Origin of the sequence: Mycobacterium sp. JS623, assembly GCF_000328565.1 — a bacterium.
In the GTDB taxonomy this organism is placed as follows: Bacteria; Actinomycetota; Actinomycetes; order Mycobacteriales; family Mycobacteriaceae; genus Mycobacterium.
In genome coordinates, this window is sequence record NC_019966.1 from 4,569,258 (window position 1) to 4,594,457 (window position 25,200).

The 25,200-nt window shown below is 64.9% G+C and carries 29 protein-coding genes; 18 read left to right on the forward strand and 11 right to left on the reverse strand.

The genetic code is table 11. From position 1 onward, the window contains the following. Positions 1–66 precede the first annotated feature (66 nt). The 3 genes from MYCSM_RS22320 to MYCSM_RS22330 are packed head-to-tail and all read right to left on the reverse strand — an operon-like array spanning position 67 to position 2,583. Positions 67–960 carry a tetratricopeptide repeat protein gene (locus MYCSM_RS22320; RefSeq protein WP_015308438.1) on the reverse strand — a complete coding sequence of 298 codons (894 nt, stop codon included), beginning with the start codon at positions 958–960 and terminating at the stop codon, positions 67–69. 13 nt (positions 961–973) lie between these two features. After that, positions 974–1,357, reverse strand: coding sequence for a DUF3817 domain-containing protein (locus tag MYCSM_RS22325; protein WP_015308439.1), 384 nt, complete (start codon positions 1,355–1,357; stop codon positions 974–976). Positions 1,358–1,401: 44 nt separating this feature from the next. Then, the gene (locus MYCSM_RS22330) at positions 1,402–2,583 is read right to left on the reverse strand and encodes an acetyl-CoA C-acetyltransferase (protein ID WP_015308440.1); all 1,182 of its coding nucleotides are present in this window, start codon (positions 2,581–2,583) and stop codon (positions 1,402–1,404) included. Positions 2,584–2,666: 83 nt separating this feature from the next. On the opposite strand from MYCSM_RS22330, the gene mce reads away from it, so the two are divergent. Next, positions 2,667–3,137, forward strand: a complete 471-nt coding sequence (gene mce / locus MYCSM_RS22335; RefSeq protein WP_015308441.1) for a methylmalonyl-CoA epimerase — start codon at positions 2,667–2,669, stop codon at positions 3,135–3,137. 52 nt (positions 3,138–3,189) lie between these two features. On the opposite strand, the gene MYCSM_RS38375 is transcribed toward mce, so the two are convergent. After that, complete coding sequence (locus tag MYCSM_RS38375) at positions 3,190–3,486, reverse strand: hypothetical protein (RefSeq protein WP_083906326.1); 297 nt, start codon at positions 3,484–3,486, stop codon at positions 3,190–3,192. 12 nt (positions 3,487–3,498) lie between these two features. Beyond that, positions 3,499–4,170, reverse strand: a complete 672-nt coding sequence (gene nucS / locus MYCSM_RS22340; protein WP_041312548.1) for an endonuclease NucS — start codon at positions 4,168–4,170, stop codon at positions 3,499–3,501. A 45-nt stretch (positions 4,171–4,215) separates the two neighbouring features. Between nucS and MYCSM_RS22345 the strand changes: the two genes are divergently transcribed. Both MYCSM_RS22345 and MYCSM_RS22350 read left to right on the forward strand, forming a co-directional pair. Further along, positions 4,216–5,805: an adenylate/guanylate cyclase domain-containing protein gene (locus MYCSM_RS22345; RefSeq protein WP_015308444.1), complete on the forward strand. Its 1,590-nt coding sequence runs from the start codon at positions 4,216–4,218 to the stop codon at positions 5,803–5,805. Positions 5,806–5,929: 124 nt separating this feature from the next. Further along, positions 5,930–6,241, forward strand: a complete 312-nt coding sequence (locus tag MYCSM_RS22350; RefSeq protein ID WP_015308445.1) for a hypothetical protein — start codon at positions 5,930–5,932, stop codon at positions 6,239–6,241. Between the two features lie 64 nt (positions 6,242–6,305). Here MYCSM_RS22350 and modA read toward each other — a convergent pair whose 3' ends face one another. After that, complete coding sequence (gene modA, locus MYCSM_RS22355) at positions 6,306–7,088, reverse strand: molybdate ABC transporter substrate-binding protein (protein WP_015308446.1); 783 nt, start codon at positions 7,086–7,088, stop codon at positions 6,306–6,308. 136 nt (positions 7,089–7,224) lie between these two features. Here modA and MYCSM_RS22360 point away from each other — a divergent pair, with 136 nt between their 5' ends. Then, positions 7,225–7,737, forward strand: coding sequence for a hypothetical protein (locus tag MYCSM_RS22360; RefSeq protein WP_041312550.1), 513 nt, complete (start codon positions 7,225–7,227; stop codon positions 7,735–7,737). A 100-nt stretch (positions 7,738–7,837) separates the two neighbouring features. Further along, positions 7,838–8,485, forward strand: coding sequence for an alpha/beta fold hydrolase (locus tag MYCSM_RS22365; RefSeq protein ID WP_015308448.1), 648 nt, complete (start codon positions 7,838–7,840; stop codon positions 8,483–8,485). A 352-nt stretch (positions 8,486–8,837) separates the two neighbouring features. Here the strand turns inward: MYCSM_RS22365 and MYCSM_RS22370 are convergent, their stop codons facing one another. From MYCSM_RS22370 to MYCSM_RS22390, 5 genes are all read right to left on the reverse strand, one after another. Next, positions 8,838–9,104 carry a cytochrome C oxidase subunit IV family protein gene (locus tag MYCSM_RS22370; protein ID WP_015308449.1) on the reverse strand — a complete coding sequence of 89 codons (267 nt, stop codon included), beginning with the start codon at positions 9,102–9,104 and terminating at the stop codon, positions 8,838–8,840. Then, positions 9,104–9,670: a cytochrome c oxidase subunit 3 gene (locus MYCSM_RS22375; RefSeq protein WP_157681378.1), complete on the reverse strand. Its 567-nt coding sequence runs from the start codon at positions 9,668–9,670 to the stop codon at positions 9,104–9,106. Before MYCSM_RS22375 ends, MYCSM_RS22370 begins: the two co-directional genes overlap by 1 nt. A gap of 33 nt (positions 9,671–9,703) precedes the next feature. Beyond that, complete coding sequence (locus tag MYCSM_RS22380) at positions 9,704–10,483, reverse strand: hypothetical protein (RefSeq protein WP_015308451.1); 780 nt, start codon at positions 10,481–10,483, stop codon at positions 9,704–9,706. 177 nt (positions 10,484–10,660) lie between these two features. After that, complete coding sequence (locus MYCSM_RS22385) at positions 10,661–11,374, reverse strand: 6-phosphofructokinase (protein WP_051073799.1); 714 nt, start codon at positions 11,372–11,374, stop codon at positions 10,661–10,663. 172 nt (positions 11,375–11,546) lie between these two features. Continuing rightward, positions 11,547–12,332, reverse strand: a complete 786-nt coding sequence (locus MYCSM_RS22390) for a FadR/GntR family transcriptional regulator (RefSeq protein ID WP_015308452.1) — start codon at positions 12,330–12,332, stop codon at positions 11,547–11,549. Between the two features lie 95 nt (positions 12,333–12,427). On the opposite strand from MYCSM_RS22390, the gene MYCSM_RS22395 reads away from it, so the two are divergent. The 13 genes from MYCSM_RS22395 (at position 12,428) to MYCSM_RS22455 (ending at position 25,196) form a co-directional block, all read left to right on the forward strand. Continuing rightward, positions 12,428–13,504, forward strand: coding sequence for an acyl-CoA dehydrogenase family protein (locus MYCSM_RS22395; RefSeq protein WP_015308453.1), 1,077 nt, complete (start codon positions 12,428–12,430; stop codon positions 13,502–13,504). A 105-nt stretch (positions 13,505–13,609) separates the two neighbouring features. Continuing rightward, positions 13,610–14,776 (forward strand): acyl-CoA dehydrogenase family protein, encoded by a 1,167-nt coding sequence (locus MYCSM_RS22400; RefSeq protein ID WP_015308454.1) that lies wholly within the window; start codon positions 13,610–13,612, stop codon positions 14,774–14,776. Further along, positions 14,776–15,543: an SDR family NAD(P)-dependent oxidoreductase gene (locus MYCSM_RS22405; protein WP_015308455.1), complete on the forward strand. Its 768-nt coding sequence runs from the start codon at positions 14,776–14,778 to the stop codon at positions 15,541–15,543. The genes MYCSM_RS22400 and MYCSM_RS22405 overlap by 1 nt, the downstream gene beginning before the upstream one ends. After that, positions 15,543–16,745: a thiolase family protein gene (locus tag MYCSM_RS22410; protein ID WP_015308456.1), complete on the forward strand. Its 1,203-nt coding sequence runs from the start codon at positions 15,543–15,545 to the stop codon at positions 16,743–16,745. The genes MYCSM_RS22405 and MYCSM_RS22410 overlap by 1 nt, the downstream gene beginning before the upstream one ends. Further along, a complete protein-coding gene (locus MYCSM_RS22415; protein WP_015308457.1) occupies positions 16,742–17,968 on the forward strand; it encodes an acetyl-CoA hydrolase/transferase family protein in 1,227 nt (408 codons plus the stop codon). The genes MYCSM_RS22410 and MYCSM_RS22415 overlap by 4 nt, the downstream gene beginning before the upstream one ends. Continuing rightward, positions 17,965–18,903, forward strand: a complete 939-nt coding sequence (locus tag MYCSM_RS22420) for a hydroxymethylglutaryl-CoA lyase (RefSeq protein ID WP_015308458.1) — start codon at positions 17,965–17,967, stop codon at positions 18,901–18,903. The genes MYCSM_RS22415 and MYCSM_RS22420 overlap by 4 nt, the downstream gene beginning before the upstream one ends. A 34-nt stretch (positions 18,904–18,937) precedes the next feature. Continuing rightward, positions 18,938–19,696, forward strand: a complete 759-nt coding sequence (locus MYCSM_RS22425; RefSeq protein WP_015308459.1) for an SDR family NAD(P)-dependent oxidoreductase — start codon at positions 18,938–18,940, stop codon at positions 19,694–19,696. A gap of 31 nt (positions 19,697–19,727) precedes the next feature. Continuing rightward, the gene (locus MYCSM_RS22430; protein WP_015308460.1) at positions 19,728–20,507 is read left to right on the forward strand and encodes an enoyl-CoA hydratase/isomerase family protein; all 780 of its coding nucleotides are present in this window, start codon (positions 19,728–19,730) and stop codon (positions 20,505–20,507) included. Positions 20,508–20,523: 16 nt separating this feature from the next. Beyond that, positions 20,524–21,642, forward strand: a complete 1,119-nt coding sequence (locus tag MYCSM_RS22435; protein WP_015308461.1) for an LLM class flavin-dependent oxidoreductase — start codon at positions 20,524–20,526, stop codon at positions 21,640–21,642. Then, a complete protein-coding gene (locus MYCSM_RS22440) occupies positions 21,642–22,454 on the forward strand; it encodes an enoyl-CoA hydratase/isomerase family protein (RefSeq protein WP_015308462.1) in 813 nt (270 codons plus the stop codon). Before MYCSM_RS22435 ends, MYCSM_RS22440 begins: the two co-directional genes overlap by 1 nt. Next, entirely contained in the window at positions 22,451–23,251 is an 801-nt protein-coding gene (locus MYCSM_RS22445) for an enoyl-CoA hydratase/isomerase family protein (RefSeq protein ID WP_015308463.1), read from the forward strand. Before MYCSM_RS22440 ends, MYCSM_RS22445 begins: the two co-directional genes overlap by 4 nt. Continuing rightward, positions 23,248–24,180: a DUF7064 domain-containing protein gene (locus MYCSM_RS22450; protein ID WP_015308464.1), complete on the forward strand. Its 933-nt coding sequence runs from the start codon at positions 23,248–23,250 to the stop codon at positions 24,178–24,180. Before MYCSM_RS22445 ends, MYCSM_RS22450 begins: the two co-directional genes overlap by 4 nt. After that, positions 24,180–25,196 carry a phosphotransferase family protein gene (locus MYCSM_RS22455; RefSeq protein ID WP_015308465.1) on the forward strand — a complete coding sequence of 339 codons (1,017 nt, stop codon included), beginning with the start codon at positions 24,180–24,182 and terminating at the stop codon, positions 25,194–25,196. The genes MYCSM_RS22450 and MYCSM_RS22455 overlap by 1 nt, the downstream gene beginning before the upstream one ends. The last annotated feature ends 4 nt before the right edge of the window (positions 25,197–25,200 follow it).

Here is a 25,200-nt window from a genome sequence, read left to right on the forward strand (position 1 = left end):
CGCCCAAGACGGACATACGGGCGCAAAAGTGCGAGGCGGATCTCGCCATTGTGTCGATCTCGGCGACTAATACAGCGCGTTGGCGAGGTTACGCCGGCCCGCTATCACCTCGGGGTCGGCCGGGTCGAACAAATCGAACAGCTCGATCAGCCGCGTGCGTACCTTGGTGCGGTCGTCGCCTGCGGTCCGCTTGATCAGTGCGATCAGCCGGTTGAACGCCGAGGCGACGTCCTGCTGCAGGATCTCGACATCGGCTGCAGCGAAAGCCAATTCGATGTCATCGGGCTTGGAGTCGGCAGCGACGACGGCACCGGGCGCGCGGGAGGTCGCGCGCTGCAGGAAGCCGATCTGACGCACCGCTCCCTTGGCCTCTTCGTGGTTCGGGTTCGCATTGAGCAGCGCCTGATACGCCGTCAATGCGGCATCGAAATCACCCGCATCCAAATGCGCGCGCGCTTGAGCGAGTTCGGGATCGACACGCTCGGGCTCCTCGCCTTCCCCGCCTTCGAGCTTGCCCGCCGTCGCGTTCAGCAGCGAGTCAACCCACCGCCGCAACTGCTCCAGTGGCTGCACACCCTGGAAGCTCGAGATCGGCTGGCCCGCAGCCAATGCCACCACCGTCGGGACGGCCTGCACGCCGAACATCTGTGCAACCCGCGGCACGGAGTCGACGTTCACCGTCGCCAACGACCATTTGCCGCCGTCAGAGGTCGCTAGTTGGCCGAGCACATCGCCGAGTTGCGCGCTGGCTTCACTGCGGGGCGACCACAGCAGGACGACAACGGGCACCTGGCTGGACCGGACCAGCACCTCGGCTTCGAGGTTGGCCTCGGTGATCTCCACACCGTTCGGCGGGGCCGTGGCGCCGCCTTCACCAGCGGGTGACGTTCGTTGTTTGAGGGCAGACAGATCAACCGCACCGGCCATGGAGGCAGCGATGGGAGGTCGTGGACGACTCACGCCCCCAAGTCTGTCACGTCGTTTCTGATGCGTGCCGTCCCGGTTGCGCGACGGCCGAGATGGCCTCCGCAGGCTCCAGTCGGCCCGTCCTATCGGCCCATATGAGGAAGATCACACTGGCCAATGGCACAATGCTCGCCAGCAACGCCAGCAACCACGTGCGCGCCGCCCATTTGTACGCGATTCCGACCAGCAGACCCGTCACCACAAAAGCGATGAAGACCAGCCCGTGGGCCATCCCGAAGACCTTGACGCCGATCTCCGTGCGGGGCGTGCCCAGGTACTTGAAGTACATGCCGACCAGCAGACCGACCCAGCTGACGGCTTCCGCCAGCGCGACCAGCCGGAACCAGCCGGTTGCGGACCGAAGGTCAAATGCGGGTGTCATGGGCGCCATTGTGCCCGAAAAACACCCTAGCTACTACATCGCGTCGTAGACGATCAGCCTGCGCGCAGGACCAATGCGTCGCCCTGGCCACCCGCCCCGCACAGCGCGGCCACCGCGTAGCCGGAACCGCGTCGGGCCAGCTCAAGGGCGGCGTGCAGGGTGATGCGCGCACCGGACATGCCGATCGGATGACCGATCGCGATGGCACCGCCGTTGACGTTGACCTTTTGCGGGTCGACACCGAGTTCCTTCGTCGACGCCAGCGCGACCGCCGCGAACGCCTCGTTGATCTCGATGACGTCGAGCTGGTCCACCGAAATGCCTTCGCGCGCAATGGCTTTCTTGATGGCGTTGGCCGGCTGCGACTGCAGGGTGGAGTCGGGGCCTGCGACGACGCCGTGGGCACCGATCTCGCACAGCCACGTCAGGCCCAGCTCCTGCGCCTTGGCCTTGTTCATCACGACGACGGCAGCGGCGCCGTCGGAGATCTGCGACGCCGACCCCGCGGTGATCGTGCCGTCCTTGCGGAATGCCGGCTTCAGCCCGGCCAACGATTCGGCCGTCGTGTTGGCCCGGATGCCCTCGTCCTCGGTGAACTCGATCGGATCGCCCTTGCGCTGCGGGATCGTCACCGGCACCACCTCGTCGGCGAACACGCCGTCTTTCCATGCGGCAGCGGCCTTTTGGTGCGACTGCGCGGCGACGGCATCCTGCTCCGCGCGGGTGAACTGGTCGACATCATTGCGCTGCTCGGTCAACGCACCCATCGGCTGGTCGGTGAAGACGTCGTGCAGTCCGTCATAGGCCATGTGGTCGAGCACCGTGACGTCGCCGTACTTGTAGCCCGAACGGCTGTCCATCAAGAGGTGCGGTGCCTTGGTCATCGATTCCTGACCACCGGCCACCACCACGTCGAACTCGCCTGCCCGAATGAGTTGATCAGCAAGCGCAATCGCGTCGATGCCCGACAGGCACATCTTGTTGATAGTCAGCGAAGGCACGTCCCAACCGATCCCGGCGCCGACGGCGGCCTGCCGGGCAGGCATCTGGCCCGCGCCTGCCGTCAGCACCTGGCCCATGATCACGTACTCGACGAGCGACGCTGGCACTCTGGCCTTCTCCAGCGCACCAGCAATGGCGATCGCGCCTAGGTCGCTGCCCGAAAAGTCTTTCAGCGAACCCATGAGCTTGCCTACGGGAGTGCGAGCTCCAGCAACAATCACCGACGTCGTCATTTGTTACCTCCAAGGAGTGGGTATTCGGAGATGTGGCCCATGACACATTCCGCAAACATCTGTCTCAAGGTTACCGTTACGTTATGAGCACCGAGCACGTAGAGGCACGTCCAGCGCTTGCGAGTGCCCTCGTGACGGCGATCGACCATGTCGGCATCGCTGTCCCCGATCTCGATGCTGCGATCAAGTGGTATCACGATCACCTCGGGATGATCGTGCTGCACGAGGAGATCAACGAGGAGCAGGGCGTCCGCGAGGCCATGCTGTCGGTGCGCGGCGCCCCCAAGGGCAGCGCCGAGATTCAGCTGATGTCACCGCTCGACGAGACATCGACCATCGCCAAGTTCCTCGACAAGCGCGGCCCCGGCCTGCAGCAGCTCGCCTACCGCACCAGCAACATCGACCTGCTCAGCGAGCGGCTGCGCGCTGAGGGTGTGCGACTCCTGTACGACGCGCCCCGACGTGGCACGGCAAATTCGCGGATCAACTTCATTCATCCCAAGGACGCCGGCGGGGTGCTCATCGAGCTCGTCGAGCCGGCCGAAGAGCACTAAGGCAACCGTCGGACTCCTCAAGGCGGCCGAAGGCCGCTTGATAGTCGTCCGACTAAGACCACTTCCGCGTCGGGCTTCGGGTAGCCCGGTTCTTCCAGCACGACGTATGCCAGTGTCGCCTGTCATCGGCCGCATGCTCACCCCCGTCGGCTGGCCATACCACCAAATGCGCAGTGCCCGAGCGGATCTCGTGATCACATCCCGGGCAGCGATAGACCTTTGTGGCGCGCGCCGCCGCGATCGCCCTGACCACGTACTCGTATCCGTCCGGTCCGGTCTCGATGCGGCGACTCTCGGGCAACGGCGCTAGCGGGCGTTGCCTGCGAGGTGACGAGCGGCGCCGCGGCATTTCACCAGTCTGTCAGAACAGCCGGAACTCGTCGCTGTCCATGCCACGCATCGCGTCGTAGTCCAAAGTCACACAACGGATTCCGCGGTCGGTAGCGAGCGTTCGGGCCTGCGGCTTGATCTGTTGCGCGGCGAAGACCCCGGCCACCGGCGCGAGCACGGTGTCGCGGTTGAGTAGCTCGAGGTATCGGGTGAGCTGCTCAACGCCGTCGATCTCGCCGCGTCGTTTGATCTCGACGGCCACGGAACGACCCTGTTCGTCGCGGCACAACAGATCGACCGGTCCGATAGCGGTCATGTACTCGCGTCGCACCAGGGTGTAACCACTACCGAGCAGCTCGACGTGCTCGGCCAGCAGCGCCTGTAGGTGCGCCTCGACGCCGTCCTTGACCAAACCGGGATCGACGCCAAGCTCGTGGCTGGAGTCGTGCTCGATGTCCTCGACGGTGATTCGCAACTGCTCGCCGGCTTTGTTCTCGACGACCCACATGGGCACCGGCCCATCGAGCTCTTCGGAAACCCAGCAGGGCGGGCTCATCCAGTTCAGCGGCTTGTAGGCCCGGTCGTCGGCGTGCACGCTCACCGATCCGTCAGCCTTGAACAACAGCAGTCTGCGGGCAGATGGCAGGTGGGCGGTCAGCCGCCCGACATAGTCGACAGTGCATTGGGCGATCACGAGACGCACCCGAACACCATATGCGGGAGGACCGCCAAATTAGGCTGAGGCACGATGAGCGTTGCGCGCAGACTGGGACGGGTCCTGGAAAAGGTCACCCGGCAGAGCGGTCGGCTGCCCGATACGCCTGATTACGGGGCCTGGGTGCTTGGCAAATCCACCGAAAGCCAGGCGCGGCGACGGGTCCGCATCCAGGTGATCCTGACGGCGTTCATTTTGGTCGCAAACATGATCGGCATCGGCGCTGCGCTGCTCCTGGTCACTGTGGCGTTTCCCGTGCCGAGCGTCTTCAGCGATGCGCCGTTTTGGGTGACGTATGTGGTGTGCCCGGCGTACATCCTGCTGGCGCTGCTGATTGGTACCTTCTGGATCACCCGTCGAACGGTCAAAGCGCTGCGATGGGCAATCGAGGAGCACATTCCCACGCACCAGGACCAACTCAACGCGTTCCTCGCACCCTGGCGGGTGGCGAGGGCGCACCTGATCCTGTGGGGCGTCGGTGCGGCACTCTTCACGACGCTGTACGGATTGCAGAACACAACGTTCATCCCACGGTTCCTCTTCACAATCAGCTTCGCCGGCGCGATCATCGCGACCGCGTGCTATCTGCTGACCGAGTTCGCGTTGCGTCCAGTTGCGGCGCAGGCGCTGGAAGCCGGCCCGCCACCGCGCCGGCTAACCGCCGGAATCATGGGCAGGCTGATGATCGTGTGGTTCCTTGGCTCGCTACCTGTCGTCGGAATCGCGTTGCTTGCGGTGTTCGCGCTTTATTTGAAGAACCTCACCGAGACGCAATTCGCCGTCGCCGTGTGGATTTTGGCGATCGTTGCGCTGCTAGTCGGGTTCGTGTTGATGTGGATCGTGGCGTGGCTCACCGCAACGCCGGTGCGCGTCGTGCGCGCGGCGCTCAAAAACGTCGAGCAGGGCGACCTCGACTGCAACGTGGTGGTGTTCGACGGCACCGAGCTCGGCGAGCTGCAGCGCGGATTCAACAACATGGTGCACGGACTGCGTGAACGTGAACGGGTTCGCGACCTGTTCGGCCGCCACGTAGGCCGCGACGTAGCGGCCGCCGCCGAACAGCAGCGCCCCAAGCTCGGCGGCGAAGAACGCCATGTCGCAATGATTTTCGTCGACATCATTGGCTCGACGCAGCTGGTGACGGGCAGGCCTGCGACGGAAGTCGTCGACCTGCTGAACCGGTTTTTCGCCGTGATCGTCGAGGAGGTCGACCGCCACCACGGGTTCGTGAACAAGTTCGAGGGCGATGCGGCATTGGCTGTCTTCGGCGCCCCGAATCACCTGGACTGTCCCGAAGACGAAGCGCTCGCGGCCAGTCGCGCCATCGCACGCCGGATCCGCGATGAGGTGCCCGACTTCGAAGCCGGTATCGGCGTTGCCTCAGGTGAAGCCGTCGCCGGAAACGTCGGCGCGAAAGAACGTTTCGAGTACACCGTCATCGGTGAGCCGGTCAACGAGGCCGCCAGACTCTGCGAACTGTCCAAGGAGACACCCGGACACTTGCTGGCATCGTCGGACACCGTTCGCAATGCCAGCGAAAGCGAATGCCGTCATTGGACTTTCGGGGACACGGTGACGTTGCGCGGCCACGACGAGCCGACCAGGCTTGCGCTGCCGGTGTAGTTGTCAATCTGTAATCGGTTGCACAGCGGGCGCACATCGTCAACACAGAGCCAACCAAAGTCGGCCTCATACCGTCTTGTCACGTGGCAGCGATTGCCGCATGAACGAGAAACGGAGTGAGGAAATGTCTTACAAGCGTGCATTGTCTGCATCGGCTCTGGCCGCCGGCATCGGAGTTGCCGGACTCTTCGGCGTTGGCCTTGGAACGGCAAGCGCAGATCCGTGGGGATGTGACCGTCCAGGGCAACCAGCGTGTGGTGACCACCGAGACGACCGTGGGGGTCCCGGCCCAGTCGACTGGCACGGCCGCGGCATCGACCAGGGCCGAGGTGATCACCAGCCATTCAACTGGATGGGCCAGCAGGTGTACCCGGTGCCCGCCGGCGATGGACACGGCTGGGGCTTCTGGTTCCTGGGTCAATGGATCCCGCTGTAAATCAGCGCATTTCGAGGCGGGTCACCACGCCGCGGTGGCCCGCTTCGGCGCGCTCAGATTAGCGCTAGCCTTCAAATTTTTCGTTTGGTTCGGCAAAGCCGGCCTCGGCGAAGATTTTTCGGCTGGCAGCATCCGTGACGTCCTGCACGAACTTCTTCGCGAGTCCGGCCTGATCGGAGTCTTTCAACGGCGCAATCCACGAGGTCACCGTCGCGTCGGCGGCCTCCGGAAATGCGAACCACGACACATCATGGCCGTCGTTCAGCGCCTCGGTCTTGAACACCAGACCGGCGTCGACTTTCCCTGCCGTGACGTCCTTGAGAACATCAGTGTCCGTCGTATCGATGTTCACAGGGTTGAGCCGGATGCCTGAGCGGTCTTCAAGCTGCCGGACCGCCGACCCGCAGGCGTCAGGGCCACCGCAAACCGCCACACGGACTCCTGGTCGGGCCAAGTCCGCGAGTGAGACAAGATGGCCGGGGTTTGCGGGGGCGGTGGCGATAACCAGGTCGTTCGCCGCGATCGGCATTGGCGTCGAAGCGACAAGGCCGGCGTTGGCGACAGCGGCCATGTTTTCGTGGTCGCCGGATACGAAGACGTCCGCGCCGCCACCGTTTGCCAACTCTGCCGACAGTCCCGATGAGCCCGCAAAGATGAACTCGACTGAGACACCAGGGTTTTGAGCCTCGAACTGCTTACCAATCGCAGTAAGACTCTTGATCATCGCCGACGACGCGTACACCGTGATCGACGTTGTCGGGGCGGGGTGCGATTGCGCGTCGCAGCCACTTGCCGTGATCACCAACAGAATCCCGGCTGCCATAGTTCGCTTGAATCGGCCGCGCATCGGTCATGACCATACCGATTCAGCTCCAGCGAATGAAACTCACAACGGCATGTCATGTTGTGGACTTGCGTCACATCCCCTGCCAATTGGCTTGCGTTGATTCCATAAACCATCGCTTCGGGGCAAGCTTGGGAACGTGGGAAAGGTTGGAGGCATTGTCCGCCACACGACGACAGTCGGCGAGCCGCGGGTACGGCTCGCCGCTGGCGACGCGATGCAGCCCACAGAAAAAGATGGACTGAGCTCCCGTGCGGGGCAAGGGTTGTTGATGGTCGAGGGACTGGTGATCGGCGTGCTCGGTGGCGTCGCGTTGGCCTGGTCGATGGGATACAGCAGCTTCGGCGCGGACGGCATCCCCATGCTGGGGCTCAAGGTAACGCCGCTGCATGCCGGCCTACTGTTGATCGTCGGCACCATGGCGCTTCTTGCCTGCCTTGGTCGACGGGCAGCGCTAATCTTCAGCACACTCACAGGTTTTGGGTGGGCGGCGTTGACGTTCGTCTGCGCGAGCAATGTCGCACATCACGCGCCGGGCGTTCTGGGCTTCGACCCGCGTGACAGCTTTCTGTACGGCGTATTGAGCGCCTACAACCTCGTGACGTCGGTCCTTCTCGCGCTGGCGCTCTCCAAGTACCACAGAGAGGCGTGAAACGCCTTCGCCCGAGCTACGTTGTGCTGCAAGCCTCCTGGGAAGGTGCTGCCAAGCTGGTGAGCGTTGGCTGCCGGGGATGGGGGTTCGAGCTCGCATAATGCGGACGCGCTACCGGACCGTCACGATTGACGGCCTGAATGTGTTCTATCGCGAGGCTGGCCCACCCGGTGCGCCTGCGGTATTGCTGCTGCATGGCTTCCCGTCGTCATCGAGGATGTGGCAGCCGCTGATCGACCGACTCGCGGAGCGTTACCGGATGGTCGCTCCTGACTACCCTGGGTTCGGCCACAGCGATGCGCCGCCCGCGGATAGCTTCAGCTACACGTTCGACCGCATCGCCGACTACATCGAACGGTTCGCCGACGAGATGTCGCTGGACCGCTACGCGCTCGTCGTGCAGGACTACGGCGGGCCCGTCGGCATGCGTCTGGCACTGCGTCGGCCGGAACGGCTCAGCGCACTCATCGTGCACAACGCGGTATGCCTTGAGGAGGGGCTGGGACCGCTGTGGGAAACGCGCCGGGCATTCTGCCGCGCCGATAACGTCGCCATACGTCGGCATGGCCGACGCCCCACTGTCGTCGGCCACTTTGGCGATGATGCCAAGCTGCACCGAAAGCACCAAGCCGGCCGTCTTGTACGGCGGCGTCCGCTGGCCCCGGATCACTGCCAAGATCATTATCGCCGTCCTCTCGACGCGCCAGGCACGCCAACAGCGCACCTCCCCCTGGACCGCATGCGCTGATCTCGGCGGCGTTGCCACCGTGTGGACTTGACGAATTACAGGCTGCTGCGCACCCTTTCGCCGATCAGGACTCAACTGAGCGTGCAGGCACTCCCCGTATCCCACGCGCGTCGCCGACTCCGTCTGCTGCGGCCTGTTCCTCCTTTGGGTCTCGCGCCGTCAGCTAACGGCCTGCTCGCAAATAGATTGGCATGCCAATGGGTGTCAGTCAATAGTTATTATGGTCAGGCCATAATGCGATTCCATTTCGTCGCACATGAACCTGGACCTGGGAGTTGAAACCGCTAGTTTGCAACCGGTTCAGCACTCAGGCGAGCGACCGCGGCTTGGCGAGTCCATGACGGGTTCGGCGCTAGGGCGTTGCAAACCAGAAGCCGAGGATCATCGCGGCCACGGCGAAGGGCCAGGCCTCGAACGCGATACGAACCGGGATCGGCGCATATCGCAGCTCCATGAAGTCCAGCATCACGTACCTGACCTTCACCGCAGCGATGATGAAGGTCCCGACGACCGCGACCGCGGGGGTGAACATGTCCTTGGACAGCCCCCACGTCGTCACGCACGTCAACGCCACCAAGCCCAACCACACCCAGGTGACCCGCTCGCGCAATACCGACATCAGACTGCCTTCATCAGGTAGAGGAGGGGAAACAGCACGATCCACAACAGGTCGACCAGGTGCCAGTAGGACGCCACACTTTCCGGCACGGCCCGGTGCAAGTGGTCGTAGGTACCGCGCCGGGACCTGACCCACAGATAGGTAAGCAGGCTGGTGCCAACGACGACGTGTATGAGGTGGATCCCGGTCAGCGTGAAGTACCACATGTAGAACGGGTTGGTGCCGGGGGTGATGTCGTGGGCGAACTTCTCGAAATACTCGATCGACTTGGACGCCACGAACATCAGACCGGTGACCGCTCCCCCGAGCAGCAGGCGAGGCTCGCGGTCGATCTGATCACGTTTCATGGCCTGCACGGCAAGGGCGACCGACCAGGAGCTGGTCAGCAGAATGATCGTGTCGATTCCGCCCAAGTTCATGTTGAGCGTCTGCCGGGAGGCCTCGAAGGTGGCCGGATTCTTGAGCCGATCCTGCATGAAGCTCAAGAACAGGATCGCGAATATGACCGAGTCCGCGCCGATGAAGACCCAGATGCCGTCCACACCGGGAAGGCGCCTGGGTTTCACACGGTCGGTCGTAAGGACCTCCACGCCGACGGGCTAAGCGTTCACGCGCCCCGCGGCCTCGTCCTCGGCCTTCAGCCGGGGGATGGCCTTGATGATGAAGAAGGACAGGCTCGGGATCCAAAAGAACCATGTGAAGAACGCGATCCAGAAGCTGATCACGCCGTTGAAGGCCAATGGACCGGTGGTGACGAACGGGATCGCACTGACCGCGAAGAACGACGCGAAGGTGACCCAGCCCCACCAGCTAACGGCGTCGGGGACCAGCTTTTTCTCCCGCTTGTCCCGCATGAACACGATGCTGATGGCGGCGATCTGGAATGACGTGACGAAGTACGCCAAATCGAACGTGAGCCAGCCAAACCAGTAGAGCATGTGCATGATCTCGGGGCTGAGGTTGTTGACCTCGTGCGCGGCGGTCAACCAGATCGCCATGGTCAACATGACGGGCGCACAGGTTATCGTTCCGCCCATCATCTCGAGCTTGGACAACAGACCGCCGGGACCCTCGATCCGTTCCATCACCCGCGCGACCGCCACGCTAAACGACATGTACAAGGCGGTCATCGTGAGACAGAGGCTCAACGCAATCAACAGACGGGGCCTGAGGTCCAGGAAGTGCTCCTTGACCTCGATCGGCGTCGCACTGGCCGGGAACGGCGGCATGTTGTCAGCGAGAATCCCCCAGAGAACGAAGACCGCGAACAGGAAAACCGGGCCGGTCCACGCCAGAATCTTCCACGACCTGTAGTCGGTCGGGTACGGCGACAAGTCACGCGCGTGGGCCGAGATGGCGGGTTCGGCATGTGTTGCCATCGGACCTGCTCCTTTTCATCGTGTGCGAGGGGATTGACGATCGAAGTCCCTGCTGGCTTCTGAGTCAGAAACCCATCGTCGCCCGTTCCAGCGCCGGCAGCTACCCCCTAATGAGCACACTTTGCTCTCCCCCTTGGGGGTCTTCCGAGCATCTCGCCGGGTGCAGATGGCACCGCGTCAACCTGGGACATCGGAGAGCAGGTCGTCGGCCTGCCCCGTCACCGACAGCACCGTCTGCCACAGGTAACCATTAGTGTCGACCTTCTTGCGGGACGAGATCGCCGTCGGAATCGGCACATGAGTCAACCGACGTCGCCACGAGCCGACGACAACGTCGGTCTTACCTGCCATACCGGCGTGGACGGCGGCATGCCCCAGGCGAAGGCAGAAGTTGGAATCCCGCGCATTGGCAGGCAGGCTGCGGATCATGTAGCTCGGGTCGATGTATTTCAGGCTCGCCGACATCCCGCGCGCCCGAAAGGCTTCCGGAAGTATGTCTCGCAGGTGCGCGCCGATATCCGCCTGGTGGCGGTTGCCCGACGCATCGCGCTCGGCCGTCTGCGCCAACAGGTCTTGGCCCGCTCCTTCAGCTACGACGATCACCACGTATCCATCTCGGACGATGTGCTCTGCGGCCGCACGCACGACGCCGTCGATGGTGAAGGCGACTTCGGGGATGAGACACAAACCGACCTGGGTATCTGCCAGCGTGGCGAAGCTGGCGATGAAGCCGGAGTCGAGGCCCATCAACTTCACCAGACCGATGCCGGACCGATGGCACGACGCCTCCACGTATGCCGCCCGGGTGGCTTGTCGGGCGGCCTCGACAGCTGTGTCGAATCCGAACGACATGTCGATGAACGAGATGTCGTTGTCGAGGCGATCGTGCACGGGCCAAGATCGTCGATAGTCAAGTCTGGCGGTTCAGCAGGGCTCACACGGGATACCTCGCGGCTTCCAAGTCATTCGCCATCGTGGCCGATGCGGCGCAGCCGGGCTTCCCGCGAAGGAGCGCCTTTTGGTCTCCGTGTCGGGTCATCGCCCGACGCCCTGCGGCCGGGAGCTATTCGCCTACGGCGGCGGCGTCGCCGACGACGATTGCTTCGCGCTCGTCGGATTCGGCCAATGCGTCGGCGTAGCCGTGCACGTGCTTGCGCATGCGCCGTTCGGCCGCCTCGGTGTCGCGATCACGGATCGCGCTGGTGATCATCCGGTGTGCAGTGGTGGTCACCGCGCGCACTTGAATATCGACGAAGCCTTCATCCTCGGTGCCGGCATAGATCGCCTCGGACAACGCGATCATGAAGCCGATCAGCAGCTCGTTATGGCTGGCGACCGCGACACCCACATGCCAATCCAGATTGGAGCGCAGAAACTGCTCGAGGTCGGCGTCGGGATCTGCGATTTCCTCGTTGGCCCGGTCCAGCACGGCGAGGTCATCACTCGTTCGGTTGCGCGCGGCAAGTTCGGCGCAGAACGGCTCCAACGCCTCTCGGGTCTCCATCAGGTCGATCAACTTGATGTGGCGGCCACGGATGAGCATGCTCACCGAGTTCGCGATCGATTTGGTCGTGGGCCGCTGGACGAACGCTCCGCCCGCGCGCCCCGCCTTCACGCGAACGAGGTTTTGCACCTCGAGGATGCGCAGCGCCTCCCGTACCGTGGCCCGGCTCATCTGGGTCTGTTTGACCAACTCACGCTCCGCTGGAAGCGGGGCACCCTCTAGGAGTTCGCCGTTGAGGATCCGTTCGCGCAGCTGGCCGGCGAGTACATCGGACGCTTTGGGGACGGCGACCGGGCTCAGCTTGAGGTCGGATCGTACGTGTGTGGCGGGTTCTGGTGCTTCCATCGCGTCCACCTCATGGATTATGGTCAGACCTAAGATACCATTTATTTGGTCGGCCCGTGCGCCGAACGGGTTTGCGTGCGATAGGAGCAACGCCGATGCACTGGGAGCTTTCCGAAGAACAGGAACTTTTTGTTGCCTCGCTGCGGGAATGGGTCCACGAGCGCGCCCAACCCTCGGCGGTCCGCGATTGGCTGGAAACCGGCGATCTTGCGCGCTTCGAGCGCCTCTTCGTCGAGGAGGGCTGGGCCGGAGTCGGTTTCGCCGAAGACCTCGGCGGCCAGGGCGGCGGCGTGTTGGAGCTCGCGCTCACGGCACGCGAACTAGGCCGTGCCGCGGCGCCGTCGGCCGGCTGGCTGCAATCGGCCATCGTCGCACCGGTGCTCGCAGAGGAGGCAGACGTGCTGCGGGCCACAGTGGAGGCCGGTGAAGTCACCGCGCTGGCCATTCAAGCTGACCGGATGCCGGCAACGACATCCGTGCACGCCCGCGGCGATCAGTTGCACGGACGGATACCCTGCGTGCTCGGTGGCGCCAGGGCCCGGCGATTCGTGGTACCCGTACGCCAGGGCGAGGAGACGCAGCTTTGGCTCGTGGACAACGCAGCCGCCGGCGTGGGAGTTCACCCGCGGCCACTGCTGGATCGCTCACGAGACGTCGCTGACGTCAGCCTCGACGAAGTCGCAGCACACCGGTTGAATGTCGACGGGCACGCCGCGATGAACGAAATGACAAGCAGAGCAGCTGTTCTCGTCGCCGCCGACGCGCTGGGCGCCTGCGAACGCATGCTCCAACTGACCGTCGACTACAGCAAGCAACGCCAACAGTTCGGCCAGCCGATCGGCTCCTTCCAAGCCGTCAAGCACGCCGCCGCCCAGATGCTTGTCACCGTGGAGTCCTCGATGTCCATCGCGTTCTACGCGGCGCAATCGGTCCAAGAAGCTCTTGCCGAATGCGCCACACACGCCGCAGTGGCCAAGGCCCAAGTCACCGGTCACGCCGCCGAACTTGCCGACAGCGCGCTGACCCTTCACGGCGCCATCGGCTACACGTGGGAGCACGACCTGCACCTGTTCTACAAGCGTGCCAAGCTCGACCGCGTGTTGTTCGGCACACCCGCGGCATGGAACGAACGTATCGCCGACGCACTGCCACTCGTTCCCGTCCCAGCCTGACCAGGGGCCCGAAGCCCGAGCGTCAGCCACTTCCATTTTGGTCTGTCCATTAGTATAATTCGACACATAGGTTGTCTATCCCTGTAACGTCGAGCGGAGATCAATGTGGACTTCGAGTTGAACGAGGATCAGCAGACGATCCGCGCGGCCGTCGCTGAGCTGGCAGCGAAGTTCGATGACCACTACTGGATGACCAAAGACCAGCGTCACGAGTTCCCCACCGAGTTCTACGACGCGTTCGCCGAGGGCGGCTGGCTCGGAATCACCACACCGGAGCAGTACGGCGGCCACGGCTTCGGTATCACCGAGGCCTCAATCCTGTTGGAAGAGGTCGCCGCCAGCGGCGCAGGCATGAACGGCGCCAGCTCGATGCACATGTCGATCTTCGGTATGCATCCGGTGATCGTGCACGGGTCCGAGGAACTCAAGGCCCGCACACTGCCCCGAATAGTCACCGGTGAGCTGCACGTGTGCTTCGGCGTCACCGAACCGGGCGCGGGCCTGGACACCACCCGGATTACCACGTTCGCACGGCGCGAGGGCGATCGCTACATCGTCAACGGCCGCAAGGTCTGGATCTCCAAAGCCGTTGAATCAGAGAAGATCCTGCTGCTGACCCGCACCACCAAGTTCGAGGACGTCGCGCGCAAGACCGATGGCCTGACGCTGTTCATGACCGACCTGGACCGCAGCAAGGTCGACATCAAGCCGATCGCCAAGATGGGCCGCAACGCCGTCACCTCCAACGAACTGTTCATCGACGGACTCGAGATTCCCGTCGAGGACCGCGTCGGCGAGGAGGGCCAGGGCTTCAAGTACATCCTCGACGGCCTGAACCCGGAACGGTGCCTCATCGCGGCGGAGGCGCTGGGAATCGGCCGGGCGGCGCTGCGCACGGCGGTCCGCTACGGCAACGAACGTGAGGTGTTCGGCAGGCCGATCGGAATGAACCAGGGGATTCAGTTTCCGCTGGCCGACTCGCTGGCCCGCCTGGACGCAGCCGAACTCGTTTTGCGCAAGGCCACCTGGCTCTACGACAACGGGAAACCCTGTGCACGCGAGGCCAATACGGCCAAGTACCTGTGCGCCGACGCCGGATTCGACGCCGCGGATCGCGCGCTGCAAACACACGGAGGCATGGGCTACTCGGAGGAGTACCACGTGGCCCGGTACTTCCGCGAGGCGCGGCTGACGCGGATCGCCCCCATCAGCCAGGAAATGATCCTCAACTACCTCGGATCCCACGTGCTCGGCCTGCCGAGGAGCTACTGATGACCCCGCAACGCGACGTGTTCCGGCTGGACGGGCGCTCGGCGCTGGTGACCGGGGCGGGTAGCGGAGTCGGTCAGGCGATCGCCCGTGCGTTCTCCGCAGCCGGCGCCACGGTCCTCGTCACCGACATCGACAAGGACGCGGCGGTGACTACCGCAGCGGCCATCACCTCCGACGGAGGTGCCGCGCAGCCCTTCGTCCTCGACGTGCGAGATTCCGCCGCGGCGACTGAAGCGGCTGCGGCGGCCGCCGAATTGGGTAACGGAACCCTTCATATCTTGGTCAACAACGCTGGAGCTATTGCGCCTGCGATGTTCGCCGACATGTCGGCCGACGACTTCCGCCGCATCGTCGACATCCACCTCGGCGGCAGTTTCGTCTGCAGCCAGGCGGCGCTGCCGCACCTGCCGGTCGACGGCACCGGGCGGATCATCAACGTCACGTCTGCGGCGGGTCTGACAGGAACGATCGGGCAGGCCAACTATGGGGCGGCCAAGGCGGGCATCGTAGGTCTGACGAAGTCGTTGGCCCGCGAGCTCGCGCGCAAGGCCATCACCGTCAACGCGGTCGCTCCGCTGGCGGCAACGCCGATGACCGCGAACATCCGCAGCAACGAAAAGCTGGCCGCAAAGACTCTCGCGCGAATCCCCCTGGGGCGCTGGGCCTTCCCCGACGAGATCGCTCCAACGTTCGTGTTCCTCGCCTCTGACGCTGCGTCCTACATCACTGGGCAGGTCTTGCCTGTTGACGGCGGGACGGTGATCTGATGGCCCACACCATCACCGGACCCTTCGCCGCGACGGGCCGCGCGGTCTACATAGCCGAGGCCGTACGCACGCCCACCGGCAAGTCGCATCCGGAGCGAGGCTGGTACCGCGATATCCACCCCAACGCGATGCTGGCGGCCTGCTACTCCGAGCTGATCGCGCGCAGCGGGATCGAACCCGCACTGGTCGAGGATCTGGTGATCGGCTGCACCGCCCCGTTCGGTGAACAGTCGCGCAACATCGCCCGCAACGCCTGGCTACAGGCCGGCTATCCGGCCGAGGTGCCGGCCACCACGCTCGACCGGCGCTGCGGGTCGGCGCAGACCGCGGTTGAGATGGCTGCGGCGCTGGTAGCCTCGGGCACCCATGACGTGGTGATCGCCGGCGGCGTCGAACACATGGGCCACGTGCCCATCGACTCCCCTGGCAAGATCTCCGAACTGTACGGCGACCCGTGGCCCGCTGAGCTGCGCGACCAGTACAGCTTCGTCCATCAGGGTGAAAGCGCCGAGCTTATCGCCGACCGCTGGCAGCTGGGCCGCGACGAGATGGACGCTTTCGCGGCGCGGTCCCACCAGAACGCCGCCAAGGCGATCGCCGACGGCCGGTTCATGGCCGAGATGGTCCCGATGACCCTCGACGGTCAACTGCGCCACGCCGACCAGTGTGTGCGCCCGGACACCACCGTGGAGACGCTGGCCAATCTGAAGCCGGTATTCCGTAAGGAAGGCGGGCGGATCACCGCCGGATCCTCGTCGCCGATCAGCGACGGCGCCGCGGCGGTGCTGCTGTGCTCCGGTGGTGCCGCGCGTCGGCTCGACCTGCGGGTGCGCGCCCGCGTTGTCGACCAGACCACCGTCGGTGTGGATCCGATCATCATGCTGACCGGGCCGATCCCCGCGAGCTGGAAGCTGTTGCAGCGCAACGACCTGGGCATCGACGACATCGATCTGTTCGAGGTCAACGAGGCATTCTCCTCGGTGGTACTGGCATGGCAACGCGAACTGCTTCCCGACGCCGACCGCGTGAATGTCAACGGCGGAGCCATCGCACTGGGCCACGCCGTCGGCGCAACCGGCGCCCGGCTCATCGCATCCTTGGTGGCCGAACTCGAACGCCGCGAAGGCGATCTCGGACTGGTGACGATGTGTTGCGGCGGGGGTCTGGGCACAGCGACGCTGATCCAGCGGGTGCCGAGGTGATCGACTTCAGCCAGTACTTGGGCCCGGGCGCAGGCGTCTGGTGGGGTCAGGCAGCAGCCGAACCCCGCCCACTCGTCGACGCGCTGATCGCCCAGAACCCCCGCATCGGCCCGATCCGCACCTTCACCGGGCTGAGCTGGAACGACCAGCTCGCTGTCACGATGCCCAGCCGGGTGTCGATGGTCTCCTACGGCGGGCTCGGCGAGCTTCGGGAACTCAGCCGGTCCGGACGCCTGCAGGTAGTCCCGTGCCATTACTCGGCGCTGCCGCGGATGTTCGCCGAAGGCCGGCTGCCCAGTGACGTGGGCCTGCTGCAGGTCTCGCCGCCCGACGAACACGGGAAGTGTTCGCTAGGCATCGGTGTCGACTATGTCGCCGATGCACTGCGGCACACACCTGTCCTCATCGCCGAGGTCAACCAGCGGATGCCGGTTACCGTTGGCACGCCACGGATTCCGCTCGACCGGTTCGCGGCGACCATTACCACCGACCGGCCGCTGCCCGAAGATCCCACCCGCGCACCGGGCGTCACCGAACAGAGCATCGCCGCGCACATCGCCGAACTCGTCGACGACGGCGACACCGTGCAGCTGGGGGTCGGTTCGCTCGGCGCGGCAGTGCTCGACGCGCTAGCCGGACACGAGGATTTGGGATTCCACACCGGCATGGTGACCGACGGTCTGGTCCGGCTTGTCGACAAGGGCGTGGCGACCGGCAAGCGCAAGGAGATCGACCCCGGGCTGATCGTCGCCGGTACTGCACTGGGTTCGGCCGAGCTGTACAACCGCGTCCCCGAGTTGCCGGCCAGGTTCCTGCCGACGAGTTACACCCATAGCCCGCAGGTGCTTTGGCAGCTGCGTTCGCTTGTGTCAGTGAATTTCGCCGTTGAGGTCGACCTGACCGGACAGGTGGGCGCCGAGGTCAGCCGCGGCGTGTACGTCGGCGCAGTCGGCGGACAGGTCGACTTCGCAAGGGCTGCCGCGCTAACGGGCAAGCGGTCGATCATTGCGCTGCGTGCCACATCCGGCGGTCAGTCCACGATCAAGACCGCACTCGATGGCGGGTCGGTGACCACGTCGCGCTCCGACGTCGACGCCGTGGTGACCGAGCACGGCGTCGCACATCTTCGCGGCTGCAGCATCGGGGAGCGGGTTCAACGGATGATCGCGATCGCCGCCCCAGAGTTTCGAGACCAGCTCGACCAAGAGAGGACAGGTCCGTGAACCTTCCGAACCACGTCGAGATCCGCGAAGTCGGCCCGCGCGACGGATTTCAGAACGAACCCGAAACCATCGCCACCGCCGACAAGATCGCGCTGATCAACAAGCTCGCCCGCAGCGGCCTGAAACGCATCGAGGTCGCCAGCTTTGTACGACCCGACGTCATCCCGCAGCTGTCCGACGGTGTCGAGGTGCTGCGTGGCATCGATCTGCCCGACGCCGTGTCGTTGATGGTGCTGGTGCCCAATAGCAAAGGGCTCGACAACGCGCTACGGGTCCGCGAGACGTTCTCCGAGGTCGCCATCTTCGTCAGCGCCTCGGAGACGCACAATAAGAAGAACGTGAATCGGACCATCGCCGAATCCATGGCCGACAACGAGATCATCGCCAAACGCATCGTTGCCGAAGATCTGCGCTGCGCCGCAGTCATCGCCACGTCGTACGGTTGTCCGTTCGAGGGCGAAGTGCCGATGAATCGAGTGCTCGCAATCGCTGAGCAGTTCGCCGCCGCGGGCGCCACCGAGGTGGGGTTCGGCGACACCACCGGCATGGCCAACCCCGCGTATGTGGAGGAGTTCTTCGCCGCCGCCATCGAGCGACTGCCCGGGGTCGAGGTCACCGCGCACTTCCACAACACCCGCGGCCAGGGATTGGCCAACGCCTACGCCGCGCTTCGGGCCGGATGCACCAGCTTCGAATCCAGCTTCGGCGAACTCGGCGGCTGCCCAGTGCCCGCCGGCTCGACCGGAAACATCGCCTCGGAGGATCTGATCAGCATGTTCGAGGAGATGGGCGTGTCCACCGGGGTGTCGCTGCCAGCGATCATCGACGCCGCCCGCGCGGCCCAGAGCGTCCTCGGTCGAAAACTGACCAGCCACTCCATCATCGCGGGACCCATCGACTGGACACCGGACCCAGACGCTCCGACCTGCCACTAGAGCACCCCATCAGTCATCTCAAAGGAGAGAACACATGAGCAACCGCGTCGCACTCGTCACCGGCGGAGCCCAAGGCATCGGCCAAGGCATCTCAGAGACATTGGGCGCCAACGGGTTCCGGGTCGCCGTCGCCGACCTCAACGTGGAGGCGGCAGAAGCCACCGTCAAGCGCATCACCGATGCCGGTGGTGAAGCCATCGCCGTGCCTGTCGACGTCACCGACACCGAGTCGGTGCGCACCGCTGTGAAGACGGTCGTAGCCGCGCTCGGCGAGATCGAGATCGTGGTCAACAACGCCGGCTGGGACGACTTCATGCCGTTTCTGAAAACCTCAGAAGACTTCTGGGACAAGATTCTCGACATCAACTTCAAGGGCGCTCTGCGCGTCACCCAGGCCACCGTCCCCGGCATGATCGAACGCGGCTTCGGGCGCGTGATCAACATCGGCTCGGACGCCGGCCGCGTCGGCTCGTCGCTGGAGGCCGTCTACTCCGGGGCCAAGGGCGGCATCATCGCGTTCACCAAGACCCTGGCCCGCGAGATCGCCACCAAAGGCGTCACCGTCAACACCGTGTGCCCCGGCCCAACCGACACCCCGGCACTGCGCAAATTCGCCGACACTTCCGGGCAGGACGCCGAGAAAGTGATCGGCGGCATGACCCGCGCGGTGCCGATGAAGCGGCTGGCCCAGCCGTCCGACATTGCCGCCGCCGTCGCGTTCTTCGCCTCCGACGCCGCGGAGTACATCACCGGCCAGACGCTGTCCGTCAGCGGCGGCCTGACCATGGCGTGAGCCAATCCACCAGCCGCACAAGGAGTTTACCGTGACCGGACAACCACTTCCTGTGGACTGGAAACGCAATGGGGCGATCGTCGAGATCGTGTTGAACGGGGCCCCAGCCAATGCCCTGAGTCCAGACATCGTCAAGGGTCTGCACGCCGCGATGGATTCCGATGAGGTTACCCACGCCAAAGTCGTCGTGTTGAGTTCGGCGGTGGAAGACTTCTTCGCCGCAGGCGCGGACATCAAGCACATGTCTTCAGTAGACGCGACATCGTTCCGCGCCTACGGCGACGGTCTACGCGGCGCTGTTGAACGCCTCGCCTCCCTGCCCTTGGTCTCCGTCGCCGCCATCGACGGCGTGGCCCTAGGCGGCGGTCTCGAGCTGGCGATGGCATGCACGATGCGCGTCGCCGCGGCAGGTGCCCGGTTGGGACTTCCCGAGGTCAAACTCGGTCTGATCCCCGGCGCCGGAGGTACCCAGCGGCTGCCCCGCCTGGTCGGCCGCGGCCGCGCCCTGGACATCATGCTCACCGGGCGTCAGGTCGAGGCGGACGAAGCGTACTGGATCGGACTCGTCGACCGGCTCGCCGAGCCGGGCGAAACCGCCCGCTCGGCAGCGCTACGACTCGCCCATGAGTTATCGGCTGTGTCGACACCTGCTCAGCTCGCCGTGGTGCGCACCGTCGATGCCGCCTACGACCGACCCCTGCACGACGGATTGCGCTTCGAGGTCGAGCAGATCCAAGAGCTTTTCGAGCGGGGCGAAGCCGTCGAGGGTATCCGCGCATTTATCGCCAAACGCACTCCTGAATTCGTCTGAAAACAAGGGACTTTAGATGGATATCGCGCCACATGTCGGTGGCCCGTCGCGAACGTCGTACGGTATCAACGCATTCGGTTGCGGTAGCGGGCGGCAGCGGTTCGACACGATAACCGAACTCGGCCGCGAGGCCGAGGCGGTGGGATGCGCTGCGGTGTGGTCCAGTGAGCTGTACAGCCGCTCGGCGACGATACCGATGGCGGTGCTGGCCGCCACGACGCGCCGAGTGCTCATCGGGTCGAACATCGCCTACGGTGTGGGCCGATCGCCGCTGATGTGGACGGCCGAGGCGCGCGATCTCGACGAGTTATCCGGTGGCCGGCTAATCCTGGGGCTTGGCAACGGCACCGCCACGATGATGCAGAACTGGCACGGCACCAGCGGGCAGGCGCCCGCGGCTCGGATGGCCGAACTGATCGTCGTGCTGCGCAAGCTCTGGCGGCTGCACGAAGGGCCGGTGCACCACGACGGCCAGTTCTACACCGTGCACGTCGTGCCCGGTGCCGATATGTCGCCTCCGCTGCGCGATCATCTGCCCATCTGGATCGCCGGTGTCAACCCTTTGATGCTGCGCACAGCAGGGCAGGTGGCCGACGGGATCATCGGGCATCCGATGTTCACCGCCGACTACGTCGAACAGGTGGTGCGCCCCGAAATCGCCGCAGGCGCAAGCCAGGCCGGTCGCGCCGCCGACCAGATCGTCGTCACCGGAATCCGGATGTGCGCGATCGACGACGACGAGGAAGCGGCAAGACGGCGGGCGGCCTTCGCGATCGGCCAGTACGCCGCATCGAGGGTCTATGACCGACTGTTCGCTCTGCACGGCTGGTCGGGCGCCCAGCTAGAGATCCGCGAAGCGGCACGGGATCGTGACAGCGCCGCCCTGATCGCGGCGGTCCCGGATGCGGCCGTCGACGCGATCGCCGTCGCGTGCACACCGCAAGACTTCCCCGCGCGCCTGCAAGCGGCCTCGCAGGGATTCGACCATGTCGACGCGACCGCACCGCCGTGGGGGCTTTCCGACGAACAGACGCTGGCGGCCACCCACCAGATCCTGGCGGGAATTCGGGCCGTGCTCAGCGGTTCGTCGTCACCGGTGCTGAACGGCAACGGGCAACGAACGGAGATTGTTTGATGATCGATCGCGAACGCCAGTATCAGACCCTGGCAGTCGAATCGCCCGCCGATGGTGTGGTCCAGGTGACGCTGAACCGGCCCGAGCGGCTCAACGCGATGACGGTTCCGATGTTCGACGAGCTGGAATCGCTGGCGCGCGCGATCGGCGAGGACCGCGAGGTCCGGGCAATGATCTTGACCGGAGCAGGAAAAGCATTCTGCGCGGGCTATGACCTCGACGAAGCAGAAAAACTGCCAACCCTTGGGGCCCTGGGCATGCTCGACCTCCAGGAGCGCGCCGCCCGGGCGCTGAGCGCGGTGCGGGCAATCCCGGTTCCGGTTATCGCCGCGGTCAACGGGCCTGCAGCGGGCGGCGGCATGTCGCTGACCCTGATGGCCGACATCCGGCTGGGTTCCCCCGCGGCGAAGTTCAACGCCGCGTTCGTCCGGATCGGGCTGTCCGCAGGCGACCTGGGCGCCTCGTGGTTACTTCCCCGACTGATCGGCCCCTCGGCGGCCGCCGAAATCGGTTTCACCGGACGCATTGTCGAGGCTGACGAGGCCGAACAGCTCGGCTTGCTCAACCGCGTCACCGGACCCGACGACCTGCTCGAGCAGACGCTGGAGATGGCGCGCAAGATCTGCGCCAACTCCCCCGGCGGGATCCGGATGTCCAAGCGCGCCCTGCAGGCCAACATGGAGATCGCCTCGTTCGCAGCCGCATTGGAGCTGGAAAACCGCGGGCAGGCGCTCTTGACGCGCTGCGACGACATGACCGAGGCATTGGAGGCCTTCAAGGCTAAGCGCCCGGCGAACTTCTCCGGCCGATGAGTGCCTGGAACCGGGTGTCGCGCCGCCCACTGGCCGACATCCTCGAAGAACTGGGCACCGCCCGCACGGTCTCCTTCACCGACCACGGTGACGGAATCGTGGCGATGTCGGTCAATCGCCCCGACAGGGGGAACTCGCAGACCGTGGAAATGTTCGGCGAGATCGCCTGGAGCGCAGCGACTCTGCGCAATGCACCACTGCGGGCACTGATCGTCAACGGCGCGGGCGGTAAGGCGTTCTGCACCGGTTTCGACCTGGCTGAGGTCGATGTCCTGACCCGAATGTCAATCCCGGAGTTCACCGACCTGGTGGAGACGGCGGCCGCCGGCTCCACCGGACTGCGAGCGCTGCCCTATCCGGTGATCGCCGCCGTCAGCGGTCCGGCCGCCGGGGGCGGGCTGTCACTGGCGCTGGCCACCGATATCCGGGTCGCCGATGCAACCGCGAGTTTCAGCGCCGGCTTCGTGCGCATCGGGCTGTCGATCGGTGAGCTCGGCACGTCATGGAATCTGATCCGGCTTGTCGGGTATGGCCGTGCCGCCGAACTGGCGTACACCGGGCGGACGGTGCGAGCCGCCGAAGCCAAGCGCATCGGGCTGGTGGACCGTCTCACCGAGACCGGCACGGCGTACGACGCCGCGATCGAGCTTGCTCAAGCCATCACGGCCAACCCCGAATACGGTGTGCGGTCAGCCAAGAACGCGCTCGTGCGCAACATGGAGAACACCTCGTTGTGGGCTGGCCAGGAAATGAGCAGCCGCGGGCAGACACTGACCGTGCAGATGGGTGCCCCGTGACCACAGCTGAACAAAAAGACCGCGGCCTTCGGGCCGCCGATGATTTGCGGCATCGAGCCGTGGCCGGGGAACGCACTCGCGACAGCCTTTTCTGGCAGCTGACCATGCCCGAGCATCAGCTCGGCGTGCAGGTCTACCTCTACCTCACCGGTAGCGGCAAAGCCGGCTACAACGTGTGCGTATGGGGGCCCGATGCACAGCCGCTGGCCATGCATCTGCACAACGGACGGGTACCCGATCACGCCGACCTCGACGACTTCTCATTCGACGGACTAACGCTGGCCCAGCCGGAGCCGCTGAAGTCCTGCCTGATGGCCTACGACCGCGACGACGTCCGAATCGAGTTCGCCTTCACCGGCATTCACGATGCGTTCAGCTACCGCAGCAATCCCGACGGGCTGCCGTCGTGGTTCGCGCAGAATCGCATCGAGCAGACCGGCCGGGTGCGCGGTGGGATCGACATCGCCGGACGACACATCCCGTGGGACCGGATGGGGCATCGCGATCATTCGTGGGGAGTTCGGGACTGGGGTGTACCCCAGCATTGGAAATGGTTCGTCGCTTACACGGAATCGGGCCGCGCAGTCAACGGGTGGATCTGGATCGCCAGAGGTGTCTGGGGTTTCGCCGGATACGTTGCGCGTGACGGGGTTACGCACGCGGTCAGCGGAATCGAACACCACGCCGACTACGGGGACCAGATGCACCAGCGCCGGCTGCAGGCCACCTTGATCGACGTTGCCGGTGGCCGCACCGAGCTGGAGCTCGACGTCTTCGGGGTCATCGAGTTACCGACCCATGACAGGGCGCAAACGGTGATCCGCGAAGGCGCCTGTCGAGCCACCATCGACGGCGAACCGGGCGCGGGTCAATTCGAAACACATTGGCATGGCGCCTATCTGGACTATCTGATACGGCAGCACACCTGATGTGGACATGGTCGGACGGCCAGCTTGACGACCTTGGCCGGTTCTTGGCCGGACACGGGCTGTGCGGCCCGGCGGTGACCGCCACCGCCATCGGAGACGGCCATTCCAACCTGACATTCCTGGTGTCAGACGGCAATTCGCAAGTGGTGGTGCGCCGGCCACCACCGCCGCCGATGCCACCGGGTGCCCACGACGTATTGCGTGAAGCCCGACTGCTGGCGGCACTCGCGGACACCGAGGTCCCTGCGCCGCGCGTGTTGGCCACCGCGGCCGTCGGCGAGCTGCTCGACGTTCCATTGTTCGTCATGGACTACGTCGAGGGGGCAGTGATCACCGAAGCAACGCCGGCATCGCCGCATGACCAGGGGCTGCGGCGGTGCATCGGCGAATCACTGGTGGATACGTTGGCCGCCCTGCACGCCGTGCCCTGGCGTGAGGTCGGGCTCGACGGTTTCGGTCGGCCCGAGGGATTCAACACGCGCCAGTTGCAGCGTATGCGGTCGCTGGTCGCGATTGACGGCGACGTGCCGAAGGCCTTCTCTACTCTTGATGACTGGCTGTGCGCGCACGTGCCAGCCGAGTCGGCAACCTCGATCGTCCACAATGATTTTCGCATCGGCAACACGATCGTCGACCTGCAAACCGGTTGTGTCGCGGCGGTTCTGGACTGGGAGCTTGCCACCATCGGTGATCCGCTTGCCGACCTGGGATACCTTCTCACCTCATACCCGGCGCCGGGCGAGCCGCTCGTTCCGACCGCGGCGATGGGCGCCGCCGTGCTTGAGCCGGGCTACCCGAGCCGTGCCGAGCTGCTCGACCGCTATGCCGAGCGCAGCGGCGCCGACGTGTCGAACGTCAATTGGTATGCGACCCTTGCGATGTTCAAACTCGCCGCGCTCTACGAATACAGTCGCAGGCGCTTCGAAGCCGGTGTGGGCGACCCGTATTACGCCGATGCGGAACTGGTCGAGTCCTTCCTGGACGCAGGCGCACGGCTGGCCGGCGCGCTCAACTGATCCA